Consider the following 26,480-nt stretch of genomic DNA (forward strand, 5'->3'; position numbering starts at 1 on the left):
GAATTATAAGTAATTTTTGATTATGATTAAATCAAAAATGACTAGGTGATGAAAATGAATAAAAGCAGCGATGATTCGATCCTTTTAACCCATATTTTAGAACATTCTTTTGATGAAATCTTTATTGCGGATGCAACGGGAATGGTTTTATATGCAAGTCAATCCACTGAAACTGTCTTTGGTATTCCATGTGAACAAATCGTTAATCATAATATTTTCGAACTTGAAAAACAAGGGCTTTTTTCTCCATCAGTCATTGCAAGCGTGCTAAGAACGAACAAGGAAGTAACGCTTATTCAAGAAACAAATCATAATAGAAAACTAATTATCTCCGGATATCCGGTTTATGATCAATCAGGAATAGTAATAGGTGCTACGAGTTTTTCAAGAGATATAACCGAATTTGAGTCCTTAAGAAAAGAAAATGAGCAGGTAGCAAGAGCATTACTAAAATTTCAAGAAGAAAATGAAAAGTTACGAAAACAAGCGACTCAACCATTCTTTATCAGTAATAGAAAAATGGAAAAAGTATTTGAAGTTGTGTCAAAGGTAGCAGATATAAACATTACAGTATTACTCGAGGGTGAGTCCGGGGTTGGTAAAAACCATATTGGTTATAAAATGCATCAAATGTCATCAAGAAAGGCTGAACCCTTCATTGAAGTAAACTGTGGTGCAATACCTGAATCGTTATTTGAATCAGAGCTTTTCGGGTACGAGGAGGGAGCCTTTACCGGGACTAAAAAAGGGGGTAAAAAGGGCTACTTTGAAATAGCGGGAAAAGGAACTCTTTTTCTAGATGAAATTGGTGAATTGCCATTGAATCTTCAAGTAAAATTATTGTCAGTTCTGCAAAATCAAACCTTTATGAGAATTGGAGGAACAAAAAAAATTGAGGTGAATTGCAGAATTATTTGTGCTACAAATCAAAACTTAGAAAAGATGATCAAAGAAAGAAAATTTAGAGAAGATCTTTATTACCGAATCAATGTCGTAAAAGTAGAGATTCCACCACTAAGGGAACGAAAGGAAGAAATCATTCCATTAATTTACGAGATTACTGAACAGGTAAATCATAAATATCAATTGAATACATATTTTACCCCGACAATGGCTGCTTGGCTAAGTCAGCAAAATTGGCCGGGAAATGTCAGAGAATTACGAAACTATATTGAAAAGAAGATCATCACATCTAGTGGGAACGAAATAGACCTTGATTTGGGAGAAGAGGAAACAAAAAAGGATTCCTTCACCCAGTCAACGAAAGAAATTCCGTTAAACGATTATATAGAAACACTAGAAAAGGAGTATATTGTGCGAATGTATCATAAATATCCCAGTAGCATTAAACTTGCAGAAATTTTGGGAATCAGCCAATCTACGGCAAATCGGAAAATACAAAAATATGTTGAGCAAAGGTAGTCGTTATTGACTATTAAGTCTCTTAAATACTGTCTTTATTAGTTGGCATGAAAATTGCACTCTTTAATAATAGAAATCTAAAGGAGGCAATTGTATGTCAAATCAAGATGAAAAGCAATTTTTGAATTTACCTTTTACTGGTATCTGCACTTTTGGGAAATATCCTGTTTGTTCAGATATTAACCAACTAGATGCGGATGTAGCCGTTATTGGTGTTCCAAATGATATGGGGACTCAATGGAAATCTGGAGCAAGAATGGGTCCAAGAGGGATTCGTGAAGGATCTACACTTTACAGTTTTGGATTAAAGGGTGCTTACGATATTGAAAAAGATATTACGTATTTGGGACCAAGATGGAAAGTAGTAGATTGTGGAGATGTGGACATGGTTCACGGAGATATGATGCAATGTCATGATAACACAGAAGAAGCCATTAGAAAGATTGTTTCAAAAGGAGCCATGCCGGTAGTATTAGGCGGAGATCACTCCATTACCATTCCAGTCGGTAAAGCTTTAGAGGAGTTAGGACCTTTTCATGTTATTCAAATCGATGCACATTTGGATTGGGCGGATCATCGTTCTGGGCAAAGATATGGGCATGGAAGCTGTATCCGTCGTTTATCTGAAATGGACCATGTTCAGAAAATTTTCCAATTTGGAATTCGAGGAATTTCCAGCAGTTTAAAGGAAGATGTGGATGCAGCACGAGAATATGGAAGTGTTATTTTATCACCGCGCCAAATTAGGAAAATGGGAATTGAAAGCGTGATCGAGCTACTTCCAGAAGGAGAAAAATACTATATTACCTTAGATATTGATGGTTTGGATCCTTCAGTAGCACCCGGAACAGGTACCCCTTCACCAGGAGGATTTATTTACGATGAAGTCAATGAAATGCTTGAAGGAATTGCTAAAAGAGGAGAAGTGATTGGCTTTGATTTGGTCGAAGTAGCACCGCCATATGACCCAGCTGGAATGACCGGTCAAGTAGGTGCACGGCTTGCCTTGGATTTACTCAGCTTTGTTTTAAAGGAAAAAGAGAACATAGACGATCGCAGGTTAAATAAGGAAGAGGTTCACTCCTAAGATAAGGCACCAAAATACTATATTATAGGGGGCAGGTCTATGAAAATTGAGACAAGAAGCATTGAGTATATTCCAGCCAATGAACGTCATGGAAAACCAAGAGGATTGTTTGCAGTTTGGTTTGCTGCAAATATGCATATTACCACACTTGTGACCGGTTCGCTATGTGTCACATTTGGCTTAAATCTTTTTTGGAGTGTTGTAGCTATTATCGTTGGTAATTTAATAGGAGCCATTTTTATGGCTTCACATTCTGCTCAAGGACCTAAACTCGGTATCCCTCAAATGATTCAAAGCCGTGCACAATTTGGTGTTATTGGTGCCGTGATTCCCTTAATTCTAGTTATTTTCATGTACTTGGGTTTTTTTGCAAGCAGTGGTTTGTTAGGTGCACAAGTATTGAGCAGTGCCTTAAACCTAAATTTAACTTTAAGTATCATTGTTCTTAATATCATCACCTTTATCGTGACCATGATTGGTCATGATCTTATTCATAAAATGCAAAAGTATTTGACATGGGTGTTCTTTCTTGTATTCATAGTTGCTACGTTTATAGTCTTCCAATTACCCGTTCCTTCAGGAAGCTGGTCTCCAGCTGAGTTCAATCTACCAATCTTCATGTTAAGTGTTAGTGTGGTAGCAACCTGGCAGATCTCATATGCACCATATGTCGCTGACTACTCTAGGTATTTGCCGATTGATACCAATTACTCAAAAACCTTTTGGTATACGTATGCAGGGACCGTTTTAGGTACTGTTTGGATGATGGTTTTAGGAGTCTTATTGACTACTGCCATTCCGAATTTCCTAAGTAATTCAGGCACGAATCTCGCTCATCAGTTTGGAAGTTTTTCGTTTCTTTTATTTGCTGTTATCATCCTAGGTCAGTTCTCCATCAATGTTTTTAATTTATATGGCGCCTTTATGTCAACCATATCAACTGTTGAGCCTTTTTCAAAAATAAAAGTAACCCCAAAAGTAAGGATGTATTTTATTTTTGGAATTGGAACAATTGGAACTTTACTGGCTATTTGGGGTCAGGGGGATTTTTTGTCAAATTTTATCAACTTTATCTTATTTATTAGTTACTTTTTAATTCCATGGACAGCCATTAACCTCATAGATTTTTACGTCCTGCGTCACGGGGAGTATAGTATTAAAGATATTTTTGATTTAAATGGAAAGTACGGAAAAGTAAACAAAATTACCGCAATATCGTTCCTCGTTTCTATTATTGCTGAAGTTCCATTTATGAACACCTCTTTTTATGTAGGCCCTGGTGCGAAAGCAATGGGGGGAGCCGATATAACCTGGATACTAGGATTGGTGGTTCCATCCGTCCTCTATTATGTATTGATGAAAAAAAAATTGAAGGATCCGTCCCAGGTACCAATCCCCTATGGAGACAGTAAAACTTCTTAAATTTAATTAAGTAATGTAATAGAAAATAGAATTATTTTTAAAGGGGGTAGGGAGCGGGAATACTTAATTCCTTTTCTATCCTTTTTTGTACACTAATTTCATATATTTCATCAGTAGAAGTGATTGAATTTAGCATTTACATAAGGTCTGTGATCTTCTGCCAGATGGAGGTTAAAAAGGAAATGTCCTTTTGGCATAAACCTCCTTCATTTTAAAAATTGGAGAAGAGCTGATGCATAATAAAATGCCAACTCTTTTTATCGCTTATTGATTTTCTCCATTCTTAACCTTAAGATTATTTTCTTCTCACCGTTTTGATAAATCTCATCTGATATGATGTCATGAAATCTTAAATATTTTAAATAATAATGAAGGTATATAGACTAAAAAAGGCAGTTTAATGGCTATAAAAAAGGAACACAGTTTTACTTAATTAGTAAATCAGAATTTATAGGAATTTAAGAGTTTGTATTGAGAACGAAAGATTTATCAAATAGGATATTGATCAATGAAAGTGAACTTCTTAACAATTTTACCTTCATAAAAGAAATCTTTTAAGAAGACCACGGGGACGGTTCTTGTGGCCTAAAATACCTTTTGTGCTTTTTAAAATGATCCCAGCTTCAATGACACAATTACTAATAGGATACATTCTATGATTTTGAAATATGAAAAAGCCTAATCCCTCCATGTTTTTTATCGAGGAATTAGGCTTATAATCTTCCATAAATGCGCCCTTTAATAGAATAGCCTTATTTCTGAAGCAATGCTTATTAACTCGTTCAATGATTCTCTGGCTTGTTGTTATTAAAAACTATTTGCCGCTCAGTTTGATGCCGCGCCAGCCGCTTACATCGCATTGGCCATATTCATTATCACCCACAGTAACCAGCGTTCCGTCCGATTTAAGCCCAACGGTATGGGCACAACCCGCCGCAATCGCCACAATATCGCGCCAATCACTTACATTACATTGGCCATACTCATTCCAACCCACAGCCGCCACAGTACCGTCCGATTTAAGGCCGATGGTATGATTACTGCCCACCGCAATGGCCTCAATACCGCGCCAGCCGCTTACATCGCATTGGTCATGTTTATTCAAACCCACAGCCATCACCGTACCGTCCGATTTAAGCCCGATTGTATGAAGATAACCTGCAGCGACTGCCACAATATCGCACCAGCCGCTTACATTGCATTGGCGATACCGATTATTACCAACAGCCGTCACTGTGCCGTCCAATTTAAGACCGATGGTATGCCAGTCACCCGCCGCGACCGCCACCATATCATGCCAGCCGCTTACATCACATTCACCTTCATTATTTCGGCCCACTGCTACCACCGTGCCATCCGATTTAAGCCCAATGGTACGCCGCCAACCCGCCGCAACCGCTACAATATCCCGCCAGTCGTTTACATCGCATTGGCCATGCATATTCCAACCCACAGCCGTCACCGTACCGTCCGATTTAAGACCGATTGTATGAGCATTACCCGTGTTCGTCGCCATATGAACATTTCCAGCCGCGACCGCCACCATGTCGCGCCAGCCGTTTACATCACATTGGCCAGATTTATTATCCCCCACAGCCGTGACTGTGCCGTCAGATTTAAGCCCAACGGTATGACGACGACCGGCCGCGATGGGATCTTTAGGCCACCGTTTCATCTTTAACACCGCCTCTTTCGGTGAAATGTAATCCATGTTTAACCTCCTTGAATATAAGCAGCCGTAAAGTTACCTAACAAGTATAGGTAACTTTACGGCTGCTCGTCAAATGGTGCAGTGGGGTCAGGCACCGGTTTTCAATTTATAATAATATTATGTTAACTTAATGAATGGAAATTCCGAACCTTTTAATCAAAATAATTGGTGCTTCTTTTTTTACGCCAAATCATCATATTTTCCGTGATATTATTAGCAAAGGTAAATTGTTTTGGGAAAATTTTAAAAACGTTTGTAACGAAACTTCAATCCAAGGTACTAAACCTGTGAAGTTCGTAAAAGTGGTAAAAAGCAAGGGGTGTTAAGATTTGGAGCTAAAGGATTTATACCAAGAAATTCAACCACGAATATATGCCTTTTTCTTTGTGAGAACCTCTAGCAAAGAAGCTGCCGAGGATTTAACACAGGAGGTATTTTACGAAGCGATAAAAGGGTTGAATTCTTTTTCCAATAAATCAAGCATTCAAACCTGGTTATTTTCGATTGCAAAAAACCGGTTGCGAAACTATTATCGCTCAAAAAAATACCAGAATAACCTAACTCAGATGCTGTCCGAAGATGAAAATAAAACCGTCACACCGGAAGAACATATAGTAAAAAAGGAAGAGCAGACCAGCTTAATCAAGCAAATTAATCAATTGGATGAAATGTCAAAGGAAGTAGTCATCTTACGCATCTATGGTGAATTGTCTTTTAAAGAGATTGGCATTTTACTTGAAAAGACTGAAAATTACGCAAGGATTACTTTTCACCGGGCAAAGCTGAAACTTCAAACGGAAATGGAGGGATATCATGGATAAGCATGTTCGTTCAATTATTGAGGATTTACTCCCATTATATAATGAAGGACTTCTTAGCGAATACACGACGAAGTGGTTAGAAGAGCAGGTGGAAAAAAGTGAGGAACTCGCAAGGCTTGTCAGTCAAACAAATATACCATTGGAAAAGGAAAAAATCGAGTCTCCAGTTGAGCATGACAAGATGATTAAAGGGATCAAGCGAAGACTTTCCATCTACCAAATTATTTTTGTAGGCATATCCTTTTTCCTAGCCATTCATACATCGCTTTTAAATGAAAGCTTTGGCTTCATTTTATGGTATGCGGTACTAGGGTTACTGACCTACTTGTTTTACAAAGATATAAAGATTGTTTTCTATATTTCCTTTATTCCGGTGTTTATCTGGTCGTTAGGGGGCAATTTATCAGACTATTATGCAGGTCATATTGACCGTTCAGTTCAGTTTGTTTCCTTTTTCTTTCAGTCTGTAGGAGGTTCAATACTGCTGGCAATGATTCATTATGGATTTGCCTTTGTTGGAAACTTGATTGCTTTATTAATTCGAAAGATATGGGAAAGAGGTTGATCATATGAAGAAAAAGAAGGCAATTTACAGTGTTTTGTTAGTATTGCTAATTGGCGCTGTCTTGTTTTTTTACAACGCCTTTAATGGAAATCCGATAAGTAAATATTATTCGAAAAAAGTCCTCGAAGACTATTTAACGGAAACATATCCGGATAGGAAGTTTCATATTAATGATGGTTTTTATAACTTTAAGTTTTCTGAATATGTATTTGAAATAATTGAAATTGGATCCAACGCTGGAGGACAAGAAAAATATGAGATCATTGTTCAAGGTTTTATTCAGCCAACAATCAGTTGGGATGGCATCTATTACGCAAATTTGGATGAAGGGTTAATGGAAAAACTAAGCCAAGAGGCTTCAAAAGAACTTAAACAGCTACTTTCTGAGAAAATAAGTTCTTTAAAAGGGGTGGATGTTTTTATTGAGGTCCAAAAAGGGGATTTTGACCCATCCGTAACCTGGAATAAAGAATTAAAACTGCAGAAACCTATGTGGATCGATATTCTGCTGGATTCAACGAATCAAACGAAGGAAGATGTGTTTAATGATGCAAAAAAAATACAAAAGATAGTGGATGAAAATGGGTATAGGTATAGTCATGTCAACATTAATGGAAATGGATTCGACAACAAATATGGCAGTGACAAGGACGACCGAGGCTATGTAAAATATGCAACATCATTTGATAAGGATGAAAAAATACGATTAAAGGATATAGAAGAATTTAATCAATAAAGTAAAGTCTGAACAATTTGCTTACAGACAATTCACAATGACACTTATTTCAGTGCCTAACCCCCGATAAGTTAAAGCGTTATCGCAGTGGGGGTCAGGCACCGGCACAAGGACGCCCATAAAAAAATAGGAATGGCTTATTTTATAACCTACTCCCACATATCCTCCATTAACCTACTCATTTGCTTTCGTCGCTCCTGAGTTCCCGGCACATCAACAGAAATATGCTCGCCATCCACCACTAGGATATCGCCTACTTTTGCGTCACTAGGAAGACGGTTCGTTCTTAAATCGATAAACGTGCCATCTTCCTTTTCACAAACGACTAGATCTCCTTCAAATCGATCAATGATCAGTTTCACTTCACTCACTCCTTATTTCGGAATAAAAGATGTTTGTGTTTGATATTGTTTCCCATCAGACTGAACTGTAATATCGATTAGCACTTCAAAACCCGCTGCCGCTCGACTGATTCTAACTGGTAAGGTGGTTCCTATGGTCCCGGTATACGTGGTGTCCTTGCTTTTATAGTGAAAAACAGCCGTAAACGGTGCACCAGATATACCGGCTACATCTAAATGAATCGTTTCGTATTGGCCAGGAGTCGGATTATCCACCTTTGCACTTAAAGATGTGGCGGTCGCTTGACTTGATGTTGTCTGCGGTGCTTGTGTGACTGCTGGGTTAGCAGGAGTGGCAGTCGCATTGTTTTTCACGGTGTTCTGTTCAATTTTGGCTGGATCCGTATTGAACATAATGGTTGATCCATCACTAGTCGCAATAATCGTTCCTTGTTCATCCGTTCTGAAAACTTGAATGTGATGCGCCTGCATCTTTTGAAGAGTTTCAACGGTTGGATGACCATATTGATTGTCTTTTCCTGCCGAAACAATCGCATATTTCGGTTGTACCTTCGTTAAGAAGGCTTCACTTGTAGATGTATTGGCCCCATGATGGCCTAATTTCAGCACATCTGCTTGAAGGTTTTCACCTGAAGCAATCATATCCTGTTCGGCTTTTACCGTAGCATCTCCGGTAAACAAAAAAGTGTTTCGACCATTTGTAATTTTTAATACGGTACTGGAAGAATTCAAATCCTCACCGTAGCTGGTAACTGGCCCCACAAACTCCGCATCCACGCCTGCTAAAGCTAATGACACGCCAGCTTTCGCTTCTTTCAGTTTTAACCCTTCATTTTTAACAGCTAAAACGAAATCTTCAAATGTTTTCGTGGTATGGGTAACTTTTGGCATATAAACCGCTTTGACGTCCATATTTTGGAGAACGGTATCCAATCCACCAATATGGTCAGCATCAGGGTGCGTCGCGATCATGACTTCTAAATCGTCGACATGGTATTTTTTCAGATATGCAACGACATCATCACCTCGATCGTTATTCCCACCGTCAATTAAAATATCGTCCCCGTTAGGCGTCTTTATATAGATACTGTCACCTTGGCCGACATCTAAATAATAAACCTGCATCGTTCCTGTTGCGGTGGAATTTGTCTGTTCCGCTGGGGCAGTGGTTTCTTTTTTGACTTCCCCACTCGTCACTTTCGCTGGCGTTATGTCCGTGGTCGCAGCTGTTTTCACAGGCTCTGTCGTACTTTGACAGGCAGCTAAAGAGCTGGCAAGAAGGATACTGCTCACTATGCTAAATAACCTTTTTTTCACTTTATTACCCCTTATCATTATTCTGGTCCTTATTGTCTAGTATGTTGAACTATTTATTTATAAGTTTACTATATTTATTATAGTACTTTTTTCCATTAAAGAGAATGAATACATGGAAATCATCTACTTTTAGAAGGTTCAGATGAACCAGAGAAATGAATAGAATTTCTTGAAGAAACTTGTCATGATTTGAGTAAACAATTCAAGTCAGCAGATTTTTCTAAGGGGAGTGACTTTGTGAAGGGGGGTGATGCCGAATGACAGTTTTTGAATCGTTAATGTTTGCGATTGGCTTTGCTAGTCTAGTCATAGCGATACTGTCATTTAAATCAAAAAAATAATCCACCCTTGAGTTAGAGGCTCAGGTGGATTATTCTGCCCAAAAAGCCGACCTACGTAGAGGAATATGATCGAACGGTTTGTGAAGACTTAGGCGGCTGCGATGGCATTATTATAGACGAGGACTATCTTCAAATTGCCTATGGTCATATGATGAAGGAACTAGAAGCCATTGAAAAGGCGAATAAACTGGTGTTTATCGATACGGAAGCAATCGTAACACAATTTTACTCCAATTTATATAATCAAGTGAACCAGCCTGTATTAGATGAAATAGCTAAACGACAAGACTATGATCTTTGGCTTTTCTTTGAACCAGACGTGCAGTGGGTCGATGATGGTCTAAGAGTTCATGGTGAAGATGAAACAAGAGCTAAGAATAATCAACACTTAAAGACATTATTAAACAAACAAAACATTCATTATAAAATCTTACTAGGAGATTACGAGTATCGGCTTAAAGGGGCAATAACATATATAGATGAATTACTAAAGGATTAAAAGGTCATTTTTCGTGGCCTTTTGTTATTTTATGAGAAATGATAACGATTTTCTCAAAATTCATATAGGAATTTTAAAAGAAACACCGAATTATTTAGTACTCTAGGGGTTTATCTATTACAGAACCTTGAGGGTAAGTAAAAAAATGAAAGGAGAATGGTTATGATTTATATCGCCCTTCTTCGAGGAATTAATGTGGGTGGAAATAATAAAATTGACATGAAATTGCTTAAACAAACGTTTGAAAAAGCTGGGATGAATGATGTGTTGACATACATCAATACGGGCAATATTATTTTTTCAAACAAGGGCCTTTCAAAAACTGAACTTTCATGTATTTTGGAAGATGCGATACAAAATGATTTCGGATTACAAATTAAAGTAGTAGTTCGTAGTGTTGATGATGTCAGAGGAATCATTAATGCTATTCCCGACACATGGAAAAACGACAAAGACATGAAAAGTGATGTTATGTTTTTATGGGACAAAATTGATGATGAATCGGTGCTTAAGCATCTGGTTGTTAAACCAAATATTGATACAGTGAAATATGTCCCCGGTGCGATACTTTGGTCGGTTGACAAGAAAAATGTAACCAAAAGCGGAATGTCAAAGATCGTTGGATCAACTATATACAAACAAGTTACGGTAAGGAATGTCAACACCGCGCGTAAGATATATGAACTGATGCAAGCTAATAACAGTTAGATCACCGGAAAAATTTTTTAGTGTAAGCTTGCAGTGTTCAATCTCAAGTAAACGAGTCAATGTTTTAACCTACCTAGTGTTATAATTTATGAATAAAAAGGTTTTATCAAATATTTACAGAATTTCATTATTAAGAAGAAAAATTTACGTAGGAGGCGTTAATTATGGCTGCAACTCAGGCAATTCTGCAATGGACTTTCATCTCCGAATGTCCGATTCCAAATGATGTGAATGAAATATTAGTGGATGGTGAAGTGGCAATCGCTGCTTACAAAACAATCCGTGATAGTGCTATCTTCACTAATAAGAGATTAATAGTAAGAGACGCTCAAGGTTTAACAGGGAAAAAGGTTGAGATATATTCCTTGCCCTATTCATCAATCAATATGTGGTCAACGGAGAATGCGGGGAGTTTCTTTGATGTAAATGCGGAGGTTGAATTATGGACCAGGGCAGGCCACATTAAGGTAAATCTTAAAAAAGGTGTTGATATTCGTAAGTTTGATAAACTAATTGCTAATGCACTCCTTTAATTTGGTGTTTACCTTTCTACATGTTTAATCAGGAATAAAATTTAAGTCTGTTCGTTTATCCAAGGTTGTATAATCCAATGCGTGATGCCTTTAAAGGTGTCATCTTTTTACTTTTTTCTGAGTAGAAGGAAAAGAACGGCTTGGAAGAGAACCGATGGAATCAGTTACTGTATGATCAACAGGGTTGGGATTTCCTATCTCGATTTAGGATTCTTAGCGAAAAGAAAAAAATAGTGTCAGAGGATTATGATTTGATTTGTTGACGAACGTATGTTCTGTATCATAAAATGTGTTTATGGTCATAATAGTTGGTGGTTATTTCCACATGGAAATTGCTTAGGATTGTAAAAAAATTTGAACTAAGGAGCTGTTGAATGATGTCAATTAGTTTGAACCCGTATTTGATTTTTGACGGTAATACGAGAGAAGCTGTCCATTTTTACGAGAAAGCGCTTGGCGGGAAAGTGATGGGTATCATGACGTTCGGAGATATGCCGGCGGACCCGAATCATCCATTAACGGATGACATGAAGAATCGCGTTATGCATGCTCATTTGAAAGTCGGAGAAGCAGATCTCATGTTCAGCGATACATATGAAGGCATGCCTTATCAGCCTGGTAATACGATTCAGATGGCCATCCATCCAAAAGAAGAGGACAGAGCCAGAGAAATCTTCGCCGCTTTGGAAGACGGCGGACAAGTCATTATGCCCCTTCAGAAGACGGATTGGAGTCCATTGTATGGGCAAGTAAAGGACAAATTCGGTGTTACTTTCCAAGTGAACGTCCCAGCAGAGCAACCGTAGTATCAGCAAAGAGACTTCCGTTCCACCAACAAACAAAGCCTTCTGGTCATGAATGGACCGGGGGCTTTCTCCGTTGCAAATCCAATGTATTTCTAGCTATAAGTAAATCATACGAGGCCAAATCAGCAAAGCTTGTCTTTCCTGTGCTTCTTCTTTCAATAATTCTTGTAACTCTTTCTCCGTTAGTTTGTCATTCATGATCGTTCCTCCATCTAGTGATTTTATTGAAATTCATGGTAGGGATTTTAAAAGAAACATCGAATTAAATATTACTCAAGGGTTTCTTCTATATTAAGTCTTTTTCCAATAACGATTTCGAGGGGAGAACTGGATCAAGTGACATTAGAAAATAACATTCAGTATTACAGTTGTACAGAAGTTGAGGATCGGTTTATCTACCAAGCCTTTCATACTGGCTTTTCTGATTATATTATTAAAATGGATATTCCTGAGGATGTATTCCTCGCGAGGTTCTTTGGTCCGGAAGGGAATAGGAGAGAGAATTCCTTTATTGCCTTTGATCAGGATGAACCGGTAGGTGTCATTCTAGGTGGGATGAAGATTTATGAAGGCATCCAAACGATGAGATGCGGAACGCTAGCGGTTCATCCAGCATACAGAGGAAAGGGAATCAGTCAAAGATTGTTTGAACTTCATAAAGAAGAGGCAGTGAAACACGGTTGTAAGCAGTTATTTCTTGAAGTGATTGTCGGCAATGATCGGGCGGTCCGTTTTTATGAAAAGCTAGGATATGAGAAAATGTATGATCTTGTCTACTATACGCATGAAGATTTTTCACTGTTGGAAAAACCTCGCTCTGAGTTCTTTATTAATCGAATCGATTTCGAAGAGTTCAAGCAAGTAGCGGGAAAGTGGGACTATCATATTAATTGGCAGAATGATCTCGACTATATCGAAAAAACAAGTAATACCTATTTTTATAGTGCCATGATGCAAGACCGCTTGGCAGGATGTTTAGCCATTTCAAAAGCCGGAACGATACATTTTTTAATGGTCGATAAGATGCAAAGGGGGAATGGAGCAGGTACACAGCTTTTGCAAACAGCCGTTGAAGACCTCAATCTCTCCAGAATGTCGGCAGGTTTTCCTAATAACAGCCTTCTCGAGGGATTTTTAAAGAAAAAAGGTTTTAAAAAAGGGGAACTGAAACAATTTGAGATGTACTTACTCCTTTAATCATAAAGGAAGTTCTGGTTTCATGAATTCAAATGTCCCCACTTTTTATGCAACAAGAGCTATTAAAAAGTAGCTAGAAAGTTTATCGAGATTAATGGTTTGGGGAGTGTAGAGAATAATGAAGCAAAGTTTATTTCATTCATTGGAAGGTAAATATATCGCCTTTAAGGAACTAAGCACAACTGATGCAGAAGAAATCCATAACTATGCATCAGATAAAGAAGTCTCACGTTTTATTGGCTGGAGTTTAATGACCAGTTTGGATGATACTAGAGTACACATTGAAACGATGGTAAACCGTGAGGCAGCAGGTACGCATTTATATGCGTCCATTGTTCAAAAATCAACTCAAGAAATTATCGGGACAGCGATGATATTCAATTTTGATCATGAAGCAAACCAAGCAGAAATTGGCTATGTTTTTCATCGAGACCATTGGGGTAAAGGCTATGGTACTGAGTGTGTGGCTTTGATGAGTGATTTCGCAATTGAATCCCTTAATTTGCACAAACTCCATGCTAGTGTGGTGGATGCAAATATTGGCTCTGCAAGGATCCTCGAAAAGAATGGCTATGAATTAGAAGGAGAATTAAGGGATCACTATTTTATGGAAGAAACCTATTTTAACGCATTACTCTTCGGAAAAATTCAAACCAAGAAAGATTAATATTCAAATTGAAGATGATAAGGAGAGAGAAGTTTCCTTGTTTTAAATCGGGATAAAAGTCAATGGGACGGTTCTTGTGGCGGGGGCCAACTTACTAAAATCCATCGGAACCGTCCCTGCGGCATTCCTGCGGCATTAAGCTAGTTCTTGTCGTCGGTACTAACTCACTAAAAACCACGAGAACCGTCCCTAGGCTTCTATTAGGCTTCTGGTTTCTCTTTTCCCATAGAGTCAAATAATTGTGTAGATGATAAGGCATTGAATGGTAAAGTTACATTGTGTTTAAGCCCTTCGTTGTAAGTCGCTTTTAAATCTTTAAGTAAAACAGCTAAGGCAGTGTCTGCTGTCCATTCAGAAATATCGCTCCAATTTCTAACTACCCAGCTATCACCTGTACTAACTTTTAATAAATTTAATAACTCTTCTTGAGGTAAGTTATAGTGTTTGCCTAATTTAAGTCCTTCAGCTAGAGCATTCATGTTAATACCTAGAATCATATTATTAACTAATTTTGCTACTTGGCTGTTGCCTGGTTCCGCTCCATAGTAGAATGTATTGGATCCGATCGCATCAAAGTAGGCCTTAAAAGATTTTACGATGTCTTCTGAACCTGAAGTCATAATAGATAGTGTTCCAGCTTGAGCACCTGAAGCACCACCGCTAACTGCAGCGCTAATTAATTTCAAATCACTTTATTCTTCGACTTTTTTGCCTAATTGATTCATGGTATCAGGGTCAAGTGTACTCATGACAATGATTGTTTTATCTTTAGGTTGAGCAGATAATAGACCGTTTTCACCAAAAATAACGTCAACATTTTGGGCATAGTCACGAACCATTGAGATCATCGCTTCGTCAGCTTGTCCCGCCACTTCTTTTAAAGTTTCTACCATTGTTATTCCAGCAGCACTTGCTTTCTCATAAACACCTTTAAAGGCATCATAACCGATTACTTCAAAACCAGCTTTCTTTAAATTAACTGCCATCGGGAAGCCCATTGTTCCTAATCCGACAAATCCGATTCTTTTACTCATGATTAATTCCTCCTATATCATAATAATTTACATTTTTGTTCACATTTTTGTTCACACTTAGTATACATCGCCTTTTGGTATGAGTAAAATGAATAACATTAATAAAACATATGTATATATTTCATGGATTGGAGATAATATTCATGGAAATATATTAACCTCACTTACTTTATTGTATCCAAATACAAAGGTTTTACTAAAGTTTCAAAAGCCCTCCATTTATCACAGTCTACACTAAGTAAAGTAGTCAAAGTTTGGAAGAAGAATTAAATGTAGAACTAATTGACCATTCCGCAAAGGACATTGAATGAACGGAAGTAGGCGAAATCGTTTTGGCGTAAGAAGAAATGATCATGGAAAATGAATTTATCTATCCACCTATATGAATTAATGAACTTAAAAAAAGGAAACATTTAAGCTGAATTACCTCTATGACCATGAAAAAAAGGAATGCATTGCATGAGTTATATGTATTTTACGAATAACTAAAACTGCGTTATTGTTATTTCTATCGAAACAAATGATGTCTTAGGAGGAAAAGAACATGGAAACAAATCGTTACCAAAGAGGTTTAGATATTATTAAGGAATATACTTTAACAGATAACGAAGAAATTGGAACACACATGGATATTGTTGCCGTATTTAAAGATCTTGCACCTGATTTAGAAAGTTATATTGTTGAATTTGCTTTTGGAGATATTTATTCACGAGAAGGCTTAACTAATCAGCAACGTACGATTGCCACAATCGCTTCTCTTGTAACTCTCGGTACGGAGCTGCAATTGGAATTGCATATCAACACAGGAATTACAATTGGATTAACTCCAAAAGAAATTGTTGGAACTGTCGTGCACTTGATCCCCTATACAGGCTTCCCACTTGTTTTGAATGCTCTAAAGGTGGTAAAAAAAGTTTTTGCTCAAAGAAATGTAAAAATGAACGATTAAGAAATGCAGCCACAGCAATAAAACACCTAACACGCCTTAAACGACCACCTGCTAACGCAGGTGATTTATTTCTTTGAGATTGTGAATAAATGCACATATATTTTAAAAATACAGTAGAATTTAATTAAGAGAGCAGGAGGATATTAAGTGAGTAATTCAAATGAAAAACTATGGACAAAAGATTTTATTATTATGTCCATCACTAACTTCATCATTATGATTATTTTTTATTTATTAATGGTTACAATGGCTTCATACGCTGTAAAAGAGTTTCATGCTTCTGTTTCACAAGCTGGTCTTGTAGCCGGAATTTATATTGTCGGAACATTAATAGGTCGAATCGTTACAGGTAGAATTATTAACAAAGTCGGCCCGAAAAAAATATTAATGATTGGTTTATTTCTATTCCCTATAACCATGTCATTCTATTTTATTCAAGCGGGGATTATCGTATTGATCATTAGCCGTCTGATAAATGGTTTTGCAGTTGGGATTGCTTCTACAGCTATTAGTACAGTTGTAGCGCAAATTTTACCAATTTCTCGTAAAGGAGAAGGAATTGGTTACTTCAGTATGAGTTCAACACTTGGAACAGCCATCGGACCGTTCTTCGGTTTGTTTTTGAGCCAACACACTACTTATTTTGTTATTTTCATGTTGTGTATGGTTTTTGCCATTTTAGCGCTCGTCAGTGCCTTATTTACAAAAATATCGAAAATCCAAGCACATACGGTTCAAGAAGAAAAAGGCTTTCATATTTCTCAATTTATTGATGGTAAAGCACTTCCTATCTCAATTTTGACGTTATTTTTTGCATTAGGCTATGCAAGCCTTATTTCTTTCCTTAACTTCTTTGCAGAAGAACGTGATTTACTTAGTGCATCTAGCTTTTTCTTCTTAGCATACGCTATAGCAGTTCTTCTCACACGTCCATTTACAGGTCGTCTTATGGATACAAAAGGTGCTAACTATATTGTATATCCATGTGCCATTTTATTTGGAGTAGGTTTACTTCTTTTAAGTATCTCGCATAGTGCCTTCCTTCTATTAGTTTCAGGCGCTATCATTGGTATTGGTTTTGGTAATATTTCTTCTGCATTTCAAGCTCTTTCGATTAAAGTAACGACGCCAGAAAAAATGGGATTAGCTACTTCCACATACTTTATTGGTTTAGATATAGGACTTGGCTTCGGCCCTTATTTCTTAGGATATTTAGTACCGTTCCTTGGCTACAGCAATTTGTATGTATGGTTAGGTATTTTTATGTTTGTCCTAATAATTTTTTATCTATTCTTACATGGTCGGAAAGACCATTTAATTTTAAATAATAATGAAATACGGTTAAAAGAGATATCGCCTAATTAATCGCGATTAGGGATAAATTTGATTAAAAATATATCCCTAATCGCGATTTACTTTCACATTGAACGCTCTCGTTTTTAATAATCTTTATTCAAACGGGAGCTTTTTTCAATATTTCATGGAATGAAAGTGAACGGAAACGCTAAACAAATAAGGAAAGCATTCTGTTCAGGCACAGAACACTTTCCTATTAGAGAGATTGTATAATCAACCAATTGAGTGGTACCTTTATTCAATTATTTGGATTCTGATTTCTCTTTTCCCATAGAGTCAAATAATTGTGTAGAGGATAAGGAATTGAATGGTAACGTTACATTGTGTTTAAGCCCTTCGTTGTAAGCCGCTTTTAAGTCTTTAAGTAAAACAGCCAAGGCAGTGTCTGCTGTCCATTCAGAAACATCGCTCCAATTTCTAACTACCCAGCTATCACCTGTACTAACGTGTAACAAGTTTAATAACTCTTGTTGAGGTAAGTTATAGTGTTTTCCTAATTTAAGTCCTTCAGCTAGAGCATTCATGTTAATTCCTAGAATCATATTATTAACTAATTTTGCTACTTGGCTGTTGCCTGGTTCCTCACCATAGTAGAATATATTGGATCCAATCGCATCAAAGTATGGTCGGAAAGATTTCACAATGTCTTCTGAACCGGATGTCATAATCGATAATGTCCCAGCTTGAGCACCTGAAGCACCACCGCTTACCGCAGCGCTAATTAATCTAAAATCACTTTCTTCTTCAACTTTTTTGCCTAATTGATTCATGGTATCAGGGTCAAGTGTACTCATGACAATGATTGTTTTATCTTTAGGTTGAGCAGATAATAGAGCTCCCTCACCAAAAATAACGTCAACATTTTGGGTATAGTCACGAACCATTGAAATAATCGCTTCGTCAGCTTGTTCCGCCACTTCTTTTAAGGTCTCTACCATTGTGATTCCAGACGCTTTTGCCTTCTCATAAACCCCTTTAAAAGCATCATAACCGATTACTTCAAAACCGGCTTTCTTTAAATTAACTGCCATCGGGAAGCCCATCGTTCCTAATCCTACAAATCCAATTTTTTTACTCATTAATAATTCCTCCTAAATCATTATAATTTTAATTTTTGTTCACATTTTGTACACATTTAGTATACATCTCCTTTTGATATGAGTAAAATGAATTATAGGAATAAAACATATGTATATATTTCATAGATTGGAGATTATATTCATGGACATACGTCACCTTACTTACTTTATTGAAGTAGCTAAATACAAAAGTTTTACTAAAGCTTCAAGATCCCTTCATTTGTCACAGTCAACACTAAGTAAAGTAGTCAAAAGTTTGGAAGAAGAATTAAATGTAGAACTGATTGACCGTTCCGCAAAGAAAATTGAATTAACGGAAGCAGGTGAAATCGTTTTAGCGGAAGGGGAAATGATAATGGAATCGCTAAATGATTTATCTATCCACCTATATGATTTAATGAACTTAAAAAAAGGAAAAATAAAAATTGGCATACCGCCAATAATTGGTTTCTTATTTTTCCCAAAAATCATTAAAGGATTCAATACTCTTTACCCCGATATTAAAATAAAACTCTTGGAAGATGATTCAAAAAAGGTTAAACAGGAAGTCAGAGACGGAATATTAGATCTTGGTGTGGTTATGCTACCGGTGGATGAAAAGGATTTTGATGTTGTACCCTTCTTTAGTGAAGAACTGTCGCTCTTCGTCCATCATTCCCATCCATTAGCACAAAGGGAAAAAGTTGAAATGAAAGAGTTACAAAATGAAACCTTTATTCTATTTAAGAAAGAGTTTGCTATTCATGAACTCATTATTCAAGAATGCGAACGAGCTGGTTTTCGTCCGGAAATTGCTTATGAAAGTTCTGAGTGGGATTTTATTAGTGGAATGATTGGCGAAAACTTAGGGATTTCAATTTTCCCAAGACCGATTGCCAAAAAAGTCGATCAGGATTTAATCAAGGTGATTCCCATCGTCAATCCAACCTTCCCTTGGAATTTAGGATTTATTTCTAAAAAAAAGAAGTACGCTTCACCTGCAGTTCGTGAATTTATCCAGTATATTTCAGCTGAATTACCCCCTGAATCATGAAAATAAGGAATATATTATATGAATTATATATATTTTACGAATAGTGGAAACTGCATTATAGTTATTTCTGTCAATACAAATGACATTAGGGGGAAAATAACATGGAAAAAACTCGTTACCAACAAGGTTTAGATATTATAAAGGAGTATACTTTAACAGATAACAAGGAAATTGGAACACACATGAATATTGTAGACGAATTTAAAGAACTTGCACCTGATTTAGAGAGTTTTATTGTTGAGTTTGCTTTTGGAGATATTTATTCACGAGAGGGCTTAACTAATAAGCAACGTACGATTGCCACAATCTCTTCTCTTGTCACTCAAGGTACGGAGCCGCAATTGGAATTGCATATCAACACAGGACTTACAATTGGATTAACTCCAAAGGAAATTGTTGGAACTATTGTGCACTTGATTCCCTATACAGGCTTCCCGCGTGTCTTGAATGCTCTAAAGGTGGTTAAAAAAGTTTTTGCTCAAAGAAATGTAAAAATTAACGATAAAGAAATGCAGCCACATCAATAAAACCGTTAACACGGCTTAAACGACCACTTGCTAAAGCAGGTGGATTTAGACATAAATGTTGACGACTAAAGTCTTCTCAAAGTCCTTAAGTTTAAGCAAAATAAATTTTTCGACATATTCAGTCTTCAATCCTGAATATGTCGTTTTTTTATTCATTGACTTGAATAGCTATAATGGGGTCGCCATGGGGACGGTTCTTGTGGCATTTATAATCCCTACTAAAAGCCATAGGAACCGTCTCTGTGGTATTATGATACTAACAAAGTTACAAGATATTCAATTCAACTGAACAAAAGAAACCTGTGAATACAGCCTTATTATCATTTAGTTTGGAAGGAAAACAATATTCCTGGGATCCAATAGGTTCAAAGAACATCGAACAAGGTCCCATACATAAACTATGGTATCATTTCTTAAGGGTGTTCAATATGAGAAACATAACGCAGACACAAATACAACCTATAATTGGGCAAGCTTGGACCGGAAGACATGTTGTCTTGCTCCACTGTACAAACAATAATCAGTTGATTAATATTTATAAAAGTTTTCACGCCCCGATTGAGCCGCCGCGTCACAATTGTGCGGAAACTTTATCGCAATTACTAAGTATTGGTTATCGCATAATGGCCATTACACCAATCTCTTCAAATCAAATTCAATACTTTTTAGTACTTTGATTTTGTATAGCTACCGAGCTACCGGTGTCAGTCCCCCGGTGACTAAAGGTTTACCGCATCAAGGGCCTGATCCCATTTTTCGCAACTAAATATGGAATAAATCGGTCTCCGGGATATTTTGAAACTCCCGTATATAAGTCGTAACAATTAAATTCATCACTAGAGGTTAATCAATGAAGGTATATAGACTAAAAAGGCAGTTTAATGGCTATAAAAGAGGAACACAGTTTTACTTGATTAGTGAATCAGAATTTATTGGAATTAAAGAGTATGTATTGAGAACGGAAGATTTAACAACTAGGATATTGATCAATGAAAGTGAACTTCTTAATAATTTTACTTTCATAAAAGAAATCTTCTAATGAATCCGTAACGTATGAAAATGGAGCGATTGCCTGTCTGGAAGCTTGTTGGGTTCTTCCTGAAAATTCACCTAAATCCATTTTTTAACCGTAATAATTTTATTATGAAAAAAAGAGAGGAAATGTCCTCTCTATGTGATTTATCTTGAATTAGGAAATCCTCTTTATACTTTTATATTAAACTTCCATTTTCTTTTGATATCTGTCAGGCTCTTTTCTTTAAGCGTCCCGCAAGAGGTATTACAATGATACCTGCTATTACAACCTGCATAATGTTTCCGGGGATGGAGCCGAACGGCTGTATCCAGTTACCGTATAGGATCACTTCGGCAAAATAGTAGCCAACAACTTTTATAATCAGTGCAGTTGCAATTGCCAGAGTGTTAACAAAGACTCTATTACCGGGTACTTTATCGGAAATAAGTCCGACTATGAAGCCCATTGCACCTACGATGATAAATGTAAAGGGTGCCCATAATGCCCAGCCAGAAATCAGATCGAAGAAGCCCATTCCAAATGCACCTGCTACGGCTCCTGTTTTTTTGCCATAAACCAAGGCTGCTATAAAAAGAGGGACGTTACCCAGATGGATGAGGCCTCCGTTACCCATTATTGGTAGCTTTATGTTGATAAACATTGTGGCTACAAGAGTTAGTGCGATGAAAAGCGCATTGATGACAATGGCTCTTGTTTTAGTTGTTCCTGTCGGTGAGAATGTTAAATTCATACGATTACCTCTTTTTTATTAAAAATAATACCATACAATTTGATACTTAAGAAGTCCATAGGGACGGTTTTTTGTGGGAAAACCATTAAGAAAGAAACCGCTCATGTCGATCACTCCATTCCATGGAGTTTTGTCCAAGCCGATTAACTGTGGAATTTAGTCATCGCCTTCTTCTATTTGGATATTTTATAATCCTGCTTCGTTTGTAAAATACGTTTCCTTCTAAAGATGAAACGCAGCCGATTGATGTTTACTAATCAACAACCATAATGAATGGAAATAAATTAATTATTTTTGTAAACAATAAAATTGGTGTTATTTTTAACACAAAACAAATTGAAAGGTTGTCTGACATGAAAAAAGGTACATATTCAAAAGGAGAACCAACTATTGCGGAGGGGATAAATACAGAGGATGAGCTAAATAGAGATGCCACTCAGGTGGAAATCGAGAAGGGAGAATCGACAAATGTAACTGTTTTATCTTTGGATGAAAACGATCCTAGCTAATACGGTCTAAGGGTAACCATATTGGCAGAGCTAAAATTACCATTTGTGTTTTAACAAAAGGAGGAGCACAATGTCTAGTCCTAATGATCTTTCTATACAAAAGAATATGGAAAATATTTTTAATACTACATGTGGAACATGGCAAAATTGTACGGAGTCAAACATCCAATTATTCTTAAAACAATGCCTAGAACATAATATAGATCCGCAATATTGTATGAGTTGGGTGGAACAACATCAATCACAAATATCTGACTGGCAAGTTGTTTCAAAAGTCTCTCTTGACTGGGTTAATCAGCATACTTCAACTGGATCCCCCCTTTCGTTTACTGAATAGAATCTAGTCAGTGGAGAGAATTTTCATCTCTCCACTTAATTACAATTTCAAAAAAATGTTACATGAAAGTCTACATAAGGAGTATCACTATTAGTATTTTTAGATGCCACTCAATTAAAGAATGAGAAATGGGGGAGTTATGTCACACGATAAGCATAAACTAGGCCAATGACATTTCACAAGGTCAAAGGCCAACCCCCTTGATTTGAATGGTTCTTCCTAGAGATTGTGTGAACTATGAAATAAAAAAAGAAATCACTTTTTACTACTGGATATAAACATTGAGGCATCTTGATTCATAAAAATACGATTACCATGATAGAATGTCTTAATTTCAATTGATTTAAATCCAACTTCGGATAATCTTTTTTTCAGTTCTTCATGCGAAAAACCGTTATGAACTTTCGGATGATTTATTTTATCGTTTTTGTCAAAATCAATAATAATTAGCTTGCCACCATTATTTAAAATATTGAACAATTCTTGTAAAATTTTTTTAGTATCCGGAATATGAAGAAGGACTAGTGACATTAAAACTATGTCTGCCTTAAGTTCAGGAGTTTCTTGAGTAAAATCTGAATAAAGCACTTTTGAGTTGGTAATTCCTTTGTGAGAAATTTTAACTTTCGCAACCTTCAACATTTGTTTTGATGAATCTACCAACAAAATAGAATCTACTAAATCTGATAATTCTAAACTAATTAGACCAGTACCACTCCCATAGTCTATTAAAGATTTTGATTTACAATTTCGTAATTCTGGTCTTACTTCCTTAACTATAACTTTAGCCAATTCAATTCTTTCTTCTGTATCATATCTTTTTGCCATCTGTTCAAAAACGTTATTTTCCATATTCCACTCACCTATTATTAAAAATTAAAGCTACATAATGGTTATTATAGCAAAAATCAAAACCTTGAGGGGCGATACTCTCCACAAACGCTTTCCTTATGTTAATCGATCGGGCAGTTTAGTAAAAGAAGGTGAAGTAAAAACCATAATCGAATATATTTTTCTAAGTTACCAATTCACTTAAAAATAAAGGGATGAAAATGAGGGGATTTTCTTGAAACTAACAAAGATTATTATAGCTATTATTTCTTTTTTTACTTGGATAACTGTCGCGTTTTTTATTTTTAACTTTTTTGGTCAAAGTGAAAGACCAATATTCATTTTAATTCTTGGTGCAGTTGTAATTGTTTTTCAAGGATTGGTATCAAAGCATTTGAAGAGCAAAGGGAAATCTTCTTAAGATAACGGGTCGGAGTTGAAGAAGAATAGAAAATAAAGAAGATAATTAGCTAATTATCTATGAAACGAGTTTAAGACCTATTGCAGCACTTAAAACCATTCCTATAAAAATAAGTCTTCTCCAGTCTTTAGATTCTCCATACAAGATCATACCTAAAATTGCTCCCCCAGAAGCACCAATTCCTGTCCAAATTGCATAAGCTGTACCCATAGGCAGTGTTTCCATTGCATATGCTAGAAATATAAAGCTTGCCCCAAATCCAAGAATTAAAAGAACAAGTGATTTCCAATTACGGTCCTTATGAAGTTTATTTATCATAACAACACCAAACATTTCAAATAAGCCTGCCAAAATTAAAGAAATCCACGCCATTAGGAATCAGCCCCTTTCTGAACATTATCCTTTGTAACTAATTTCAAACCAATTACACCTGCTAGCAACAGTAAAATTAATAGTATTTTACTCATTTTGAATGTTTCTCCGAAGAAAAGTATTTCGGAAATAACAGTTCCTGCTGTGCCTAATCCCACAAAAACTGCATAAACCGTTCCTACGGGGAGTTTTCTTCCTGCCATAATCATTACATAGAAGCTGATGATGATGGCTATAACTGTTCCAGTCCAAGACCAAAAGTCATCCGCGTGTTTCAATCCAATAACCCAAAATACTTCAAAAAGAGCAGCAACAAATACTTTAATCCAATCTGTGTTCATCTAAACGACACCTCCAATTTTATTATTGCCAAAAAACAAAAAAAGCCTGGGATAAACTGTTTAACAGTTATCTCCCAGGCTTTTATCCCTCCGTGACACAGCAATGCTGTGAGTTTTCTCTCGGACCAGACTAACAATATGTTACGGAACCCTAGAAAACATTTTAATTATACAATTACTTATATTGTACATAGATCTCATATAATATCAAGAGTTAAATTTTAGTAAAGTCTTTGGTGTTTAAGAAGATTGTGAAGGAATGCACTTAATCTAAAGGGTACGAATACTTAAATAAGAGTTTGGGCTTTTATGGTAAAATCTTAGTGGAGGGGGAGATAAAATTGAGTAAAAAGAGAAAAGTGCTGTTTCGTATTTCAATAGGTTTAAACATATTATTTATCGCAATTGTAGCTTGGGGAATAATAAAGATGAACTTTGTTAAAGAACAGGTTCTCGTTACAGAAGTACAAAATAATTTAGTCGAATTGGAAGGTTTAATTGCAAATCAGATTGATGATAATTGGTCTAACCCCAATCTGGTGACAACTAAATTAGGGGATATATTAAATGGTATTTGGCTTGGTATGACTACTGGAAAGCAAATAGGAACGCTTTCTAAAAGTGACAAGGAAATTCTTGAACATTTGTATTCTAAACTAAATCAATATCCTACTGATGAATTATATAGCTTTGTTGATTTAACCGAAGAGGATAAAAAGAATTTTGAATATCTACGGGAAACACTTCGTGAAGTAGGATTAGGATTAAATATTACTATAAGTGCAAATATGGACTCCTTTATGCACCAAGCAGAGGAATTAAATGAAAAGATTAAATCCCATTAAATTAACATTTACTTGATATTTTGCTAACTGGTAGCAAGAGTTGAAGAACTTGGATTGCTGCGGCGATCCTTTTTTGTTATTGAGCTAACGTGGCAGTTTAGTTCAATAAGAAGTGGTGAAATCTTGTATATATTAGGCATTGTTTTAGATGGGGGTAACGAGGGTGGAGAAATTAAACAAAGAACTACTTATCTCAGAGAAAAGGGATTTAGGATATAGTATCTCTTCAATTGAAGAATTGAAGAAAATTGATAATAAAAATAAAGATGTCATTCCGATTATACTAAGGCACTTATCGCGAATTACCGAGGTTAATCAATGAATTTAAAAACTTGTCTAATTACACTTATAAATGGGCAATTGGCAATTCTTTATCGTTAATTCTCGATAAAAGTTCATTAAATGACCTTTTGGAGATTGCAACAGATAAGAAACACGGTACGGCAAGACAAATGATTGTGGATGGACTAGACAAATTTAAAGACTTGAACATCTATATCCTCTAATAGCCCTTACCAAAACAGGAATTACCTTTTTGACACGCACTATCAGCCCTTTCAAGATTTAAAGTCCCTGAATTGATACCCTATATAATGCCATTCGTTAATCACGAAATAACTTGGATTAGAAATACTGCTAAAAGGTCAATAACAAAACTCGAAAAATTAAGCAAAGAATAAATAATCCTTTATTCAGCTGACGGGTGCTTTGCTTTAAGATCAGGCCGCCTTTATTGGCGGCTTTTTAAAATGCAACTAAAGGCGTTCTTTAGCTTAATAAAAAAGCGCCACTTGGAGTATCGCCCCGTTAGCCAAACATGAAGCAGAGCCTAACCACAAAAAATATAAGAAAATTACGTTCTTTCATAGTAGTGAATTAATTTATT

32 protein-coding genes, 2 pseudogenes and 1 riboswitch are annotated in these 26,480 nt (G+C 36.3%); of the genes and pseudogenes, 24 read left to right on the forward strand and 10 right to left on the reverse strand.

Annotated elements, in window-relative coordinates:
- Positions 1 to 54: 54 nt before the first annotated feature.
- The 3 genes from ACIQXV_RS28675 (at position 55) to ACIQXV_RS28685 (ending at position 3,931) form a co-directional block, all read left to right on the forward strand.
- Positions 55 to 1,422, forward strand: coding sequence for a sigma-54 interaction domain-containing protein (locus ACIQXV_RS28675; protein ID WP_402965427.1), 1,368 nt, complete (start codon positions 55 to 57; stop codon positions 1,420 to 1,422).
- 94 nt (positions 1,423 to 1,516) lie between these two features.
- Positions 1,517 to 2,509 (forward strand): agmatinase, encoded by a 993-nt coding sequence (gene speB / locus ACIQXV_RS28680; protein ID WP_402965430.1) that lies wholly within the window; start codon positions 1,517 to 1,519, stop codon positions 2,507 to 2,509.
- 39 nt (positions 2,510 to 2,548) lie between these two features.
- Positions 2,549 to 3,931, forward strand: a complete 1,383-nt coding sequence (locus tag ACIQXV_RS28685) for a purine-cytosine permease family protein (RefSeq protein WP_402965433.1) — start codon at positions 2,549 to 2,551, stop codon at positions 3,929 to 3,931.
- 814 nt (positions 3,932 to 4,745) lie between these two features.
- Here ACIQXV_RS28685 and ACIQXV_RS28690 read toward each other — a convergent pair.
- Complete coding sequence (locus ACIQXV_RS28690) at positions 4,746 to 5,642, reverse strand: RCC1 domain-containing protein (protein WP_402965436.1); 897 nt, start codon at positions 5,640 to 5,642, stop codon at positions 4,746 to 4,748.
- 329 nt (positions 5,643 to 5,971) lie between these two features.
- On the opposite strand from ACIQXV_RS28690, the gene ACIQXV_RS28695 reads away from it, so the two are divergent.
- Genes ACIQXV_RS28695 through ACIQXV_RS28705 form a run of 3 tightly spaced genes read left to right on the forward strand, consistent with a single transcriptional unit; the run spans position 5,972 to position 7,764 of the window.
- Positions 5,972 to 6,463, forward strand: a complete 492-nt coding sequence (locus ACIQXV_RS28695) for an RNA polymerase sigma factor (protein ID WP_402965438.1) — start codon at positions 5,972 to 5,974, stop codon at positions 6,461 to 6,463.
- Positions 6,456 to 7,028 carry a hypothetical protein gene (locus ACIQXV_RS28700; RefSeq protein ID WP_402965441.1) on the forward strand — a complete coding sequence of 191 codons (573 nt, stop codon included), beginning with the start codon at positions 6,456 to 6,458 and terminating at the stop codon, positions 7,026 to 7,028. The genes ACIQXV_RS28695 and ACIQXV_RS28700 overlap by 8 nt, the downstream gene beginning before the upstream one ends.
- Before the next feature lie 4 nt (positions 7,029 to 7,032).
- Positions 7,033 to 7,764, forward strand: a complete 732-nt coding sequence (locus ACIQXV_RS28705) for a YfjL-like protein (protein WP_402965444.1) — start codon at positions 7,033 to 7,035, stop codon at positions 7,762 to 7,764.
- 149 nt (positions 7,765 to 7,913) lie between these two features.
- Here the strand turns inward: ACIQXV_RS28705 and ACIQXV_RS28710 are convergent, their stop codons facing one another.
- Positions 7,914 to 8,126, reverse strand: coding sequence for a DUF3006 domain-containing protein (locus ACIQXV_RS28710; protein WP_402965446.1), 213 nt, complete (start codon positions 8,124 to 8,126; stop codon positions 7,914 to 7,916).
- Between the two features lie 12 nt (positions 8,127 to 8,138).
- Entirely contained in the window at positions 8,139 to 9,443 is a 1,305-nt protein-coding gene (locus ACIQXV_RS28715) for a ComEC/Rec2 family competence protein (protein WP_402965449.1), read from the reverse strand.
- Positions 9,444 to 9,818: 375 nt separating this feature from the next.
- Between ACIQXV_RS28715 and ACIQXV_RS28720 the strand changes: the two genes are divergently transcribed.
- The 6 genes from ACIQXV_RS28720 to ACIQXV_RS28745 all read left to right on the forward strand — a co-directional run bounded on the left by ACIQXV_RS28720 (position 9,819) and on the right by ACIQXV_RS28745 (position 14,194).
- On the forward strand, positions 9,819 to 10,283 hold the full coding sequence (locus ACIQXV_RS28720; protein WP_402965507.1) for an AAA family ATPase: 465 nt from the start codon (positions 9,819 to 9,821) through the stop codon (positions 10,281 to 10,283).
- A 162-nt stretch (positions 10,284 to 10,445) separates the two neighbouring features.
- Positions 10,446 to 10,991 (forward strand): DUF1697 domain-containing protein, encoded by a 546-nt coding sequence (locus tag ACIQXV_RS28725; RefSeq protein ID WP_402965451.1) that lies wholly within the window; start codon positions 10,446 to 10,448, stop codon positions 10,989 to 10,991.
- Between the two features lie 164 nt (positions 10,992 to 11,155).
- Positions 11,156 to 11,524 carry a PH domain-containing protein gene (locus ACIQXV_RS28730; RefSeq protein WP_402965454.1) on the forward strand — a complete coding sequence of 123 codons (369 nt, stop codon included), beginning with the start codon at positions 11,156 to 11,158 and terminating at the stop codon, positions 11,522 to 11,524.
- Between the two features lie 377 nt (positions 11,525 to 11,901).
- Entirely contained in the window at positions 11,902 to 12,330 is a 429-nt protein-coding gene (locus ACIQXV_RS28735) for a VOC family protein (protein WP_402965510.1), read from the forward strand.
- Positions 12,331 to 12,666: 336 nt separating this feature from the next.
- The gene (locus tag ACIQXV_RS28740) at positions 12,667 to 13,527 is read left to right on the forward strand and encodes a GNAT family N-acetyltransferase (protein ID WP_402965457.1); all 861 of its coding nucleotides are present in this window, start codon (positions 12,667 to 12,669) and stop codon (positions 13,525 to 13,527) included.
- Positions 13,528 to 13,645: 118 nt separating this feature from the next.
- On the forward strand, positions 13,646 to 14,194 hold the full coding sequence (locus tag ACIQXV_RS28745; protein ID WP_402965459.1) for a GNAT family N-acetyltransferase: 549 nt from the start codon (positions 13,646 to 13,648) through the stop codon (positions 14,192 to 14,194).
- 200 nt (positions 14,195 to 14,394) lie between these two features.
- On the opposite strand, the gene ACIQXV_RS28750 is transcribed toward ACIQXV_RS28745, so the two are convergent.
- Together ACIQXV_RS28750 and ACIQXV_RS28755 are read right to left on the reverse strand one after the other, a co-directional pair.
- Positions 14,395 to 14,760: an NAD-binding protein gene (locus ACIQXV_RS28750; protein ID WP_402965513.1), complete on the reverse strand. Its 366-nt coding sequence runs from the start codon at positions 14,758 to 14,760 to the stop codon at positions 14,395 to 14,397.
- Positions 14,746 to 15,228, reverse strand: a pseudogene (locus ACIQXV_RS28755) (NAD(P)-dependent oxidoreductase); the annotation flags it as partial. The gene ACIQXV_RS28750 and the pseudogene ACIQXV_RS28755, both read right to left, overlap by 15 nt.
- Positions 15,229 to 15,772: 544 nt before the next feature.
- Here ACIQXV_RS28755 and ACIQXV_RS28760 point away from each other — a divergent pair.
- Both ACIQXV_RS28760 and ACIQXV_RS28765 read left to right on the forward strand, forming a co-directional pair.
- Positions 15,773 to 16,177 carry a carboxymuconolactone decarboxylase family protein gene (locus ACIQXV_RS28760; RefSeq protein WP_402965462.1) on the forward strand — a complete coding sequence of 135 codons (405 nt, stop codon included), beginning with the start codon at positions 15,773 to 15,775 and terminating at the stop codon, positions 16,175 to 16,177.
- A gap of 147 nt (positions 16,178 to 16,324) precedes the next feature.
- On the forward strand, positions 16,325 to 17,542 hold the full coding sequence (locus tag ACIQXV_RS28765) for an MFS transporter (protein ID WP_402965465.1): 1,218 nt from the start codon (positions 16,325 to 16,327) through the stop codon (positions 17,540 to 17,542).
- Between the two features lie 233 nt (positions 17,543 to 17,775).
- Here ACIQXV_RS28765 and ACIQXV_RS28770 read toward each other — a convergent pair whose 3' ends face one another.
- Positions 17,776 to 18,612 carry an NAD(P)-dependent oxidoreductase gene (locus ACIQXV_RS28770; protein ID WP_402965467.1) on the reverse strand — a complete coding sequence of 279 codons (837 nt, stop codon included), beginning with the start codon at positions 18,610 to 18,612 and terminating at the stop codon, positions 17,776 to 17,778.
- Between the two features lie 142 nt (positions 18,613 to 18,754).
- Between ACIQXV_RS28770 and ACIQXV_RS28775 the strand changes: the two genes are divergently transcribed.
- From ACIQXV_RS28775 to ACIQXV_RS28795, 5 genes and pseudogenes are all read left to right on the forward strand, one after another.
- Positions 18,755 to 19,645: a LysR family transcriptional regulator gene (locus tag ACIQXV_RS28775; RefSeq protein WP_402965470.1), complete on the forward strand. Its 891-nt coding sequence runs from the start codon at positions 18,755 to 18,757 to the stop codon at positions 19,643 to 19,645.
- 101 nt (positions 19,646 to 19,746) lie between these two features.
- Entirely contained in the window at positions 19,747 to 20,172 is a 426-nt protein-coding gene (locus ACIQXV_RS28780) for a carboxymuconolactone decarboxylase family protein (protein ID WP_402965473.1), read from the forward strand.
- A 428-nt stretch (positions 20,173 to 20,600) separates the two neighbouring features.
- The gene (locus tag ACIQXV_RS28785; protein ID WP_402965476.1) at positions 20,601 to 20,849 is read left to right on the forward strand and encodes a hypothetical protein; all 249 of its coding nucleotides are present in this window, start codon (positions 20,601 to 20,603) and stop codon (positions 20,847 to 20,849) included.
- A 173-nt stretch (positions 20,850 to 21,022) separates the two neighbouring features.
- Positions 21,023 to 21,211, forward strand: coding sequence for a hypothetical protein (locus tag ACIQXV_RS28790; protein WP_402965478.1), 189 nt, complete (start codon positions 21,023 to 21,025; stop codon positions 21,209 to 21,211).
- A gap of 7 nt (positions 21,212 to 21,218) precedes the next feature.
- A pseudogene (locus tag ACIQXV_RS28795) lies at positions 21,219 to 21,293 on the forward strand (hypothetical protein); the annotation flags it as partial.
- A gap of 123 nt (positions 21,294 to 21,416) precedes the next feature.
- Here ACIQXV_RS28795 and ACIQXV_RS28800 read toward each other — a convergent pair.
- Positions 21,417 to 21,938, reverse strand: a complete 522-nt coding sequence (locus ACIQXV_RS28800; protein ID WP_402965481.1) for an ECF transporter S component — start codon at positions 21,936 to 21,938, stop codon at positions 21,417 to 21,419.
- A 353-nt stretch (positions 21,939 to 22,291) separates the two neighbouring features.
- Here ACIQXV_RS28800 and ACIQXV_RS28805 point away from each other — a divergent pair, with 353 nt between their 5' ends.
- Together ACIQXV_RS28805 and ACIQXV_RS28810 are read left to right on the forward strand one after the other, a co-directional pair.
- A complete protein-coding gene (locus ACIQXV_RS28805) occupies positions 22,292 to 22,447 on the forward strand; it encodes a hypothetical protein (protein WP_402965484.1) in 156 nt (51 codons plus the stop codon).
- A gap of 70 nt (positions 22,448 to 22,517) precedes the next feature.
- Positions 22,518 to 22,784 (forward strand): hypothetical protein, encoded by a 267-nt coding sequence (locus tag ACIQXV_RS28810; protein WP_402965487.1) that lies wholly within the window; start codon positions 22,518 to 22,520, stop codon positions 22,782 to 22,784.
- 255 nt (positions 22,785 to 23,039) lie between these two features.
- Here the strand turns inward: ACIQXV_RS28810 and ACIQXV_RS28815 are convergent, their stop codons facing one another.
- The 3 genes from ACIQXV_RS28815 to ACIQXV_RS28825 all read right to left on the reverse strand — a co-directional run bounded on the left by ACIQXV_RS28815 (position 23,040) and on the right by ACIQXV_RS28825 (position 24,749).
- On the reverse strand, positions 23,040 to 23,636 hold the full coding sequence (locus ACIQXV_RS28815; RefSeq protein WP_402965490.1) for a class I SAM-dependent methyltransferase: 597 nt from the start codon (positions 23,634 to 23,636) through the stop codon (positions 23,040 to 23,042).
- Between the two features lie 457 nt (positions 23,637 to 24,093).
- On the reverse strand, positions 24,094 to 24,408 hold the full coding sequence (locus ACIQXV_RS28820) for a DMT family transporter (protein ID WP_402965493.1): 315 nt from the start codon (positions 24,406 to 24,408) through the stop codon (positions 24,094 to 24,096).
- Positions 24,408 to 24,749, reverse strand: a complete 342-nt coding sequence (locus ACIQXV_RS28825) for a DMT family transporter (protein WP_402965496.1) — start codon at positions 24,747 to 24,749, stop codon at positions 24,408 to 24,410. The genes ACIQXV_RS28820 and ACIQXV_RS28825 overlap by 1 nt, the downstream gene beginning before the upstream one ends.
- Before the next feature lie 69 nt (positions 24,750 to 24,818).
- Positions 24,819 to 24,915, reverse strand: a riboswitch (guanidine-I (ykkC/yxkD leader).
- 175 nt (positions 24,916 to 25,090) lie between these two features.
- Between ACIQXV_RS28825 and ACIQXV_RS28830 the strand changes: the two genes are divergently transcribed.
- The 3 genes from ACIQXV_RS28830 (at position 25,091) to ACIQXV_RS28840 (ending at position 26,100) form a co-directional block, all read left to right on the forward strand.
- A complete protein-coding gene (locus ACIQXV_RS28830) occupies positions 25,091 to 25,594 on the forward strand; it encodes a hypothetical protein (RefSeq protein WP_402965499.1) in 504 nt (167 codons plus the stop codon).
- A 163-nt stretch (positions 25,595 to 25,757) separates the two neighbouring features.
- Entirely contained in the window at positions 25,758 to 25,916 is a 159-nt protein-coding gene (locus ACIQXV_RS28835) for a hypothetical protein (RefSeq protein WP_402965501.1), read from the forward strand.
- Positions 25,917 to 25,926: 10 nt separating this feature from the next.
- The gene (locus ACIQXV_RS28840; RefSeq protein ID WP_402965504.1) at positions 25,927 to 26,100 is read left to right on the forward strand and encodes a hypothetical protein; all 174 of its coding nucleotides are present in this window, start codon (positions 25,927 to 25,929) and stop codon (positions 26,098 to 26,100) included.
- Positions 26,101 to 26,480: the final 380 nt, after the last annotated feature.

It is taken from the genome of Neobacillus sp. NPDC097160, from assembly GCF_044762155.1.
In the GTDB taxonomy this organism is placed as follows: Bacteria; Bacillota; Bacilli; order Bacillales; family Cytobacillaceae; genus Neobacillus.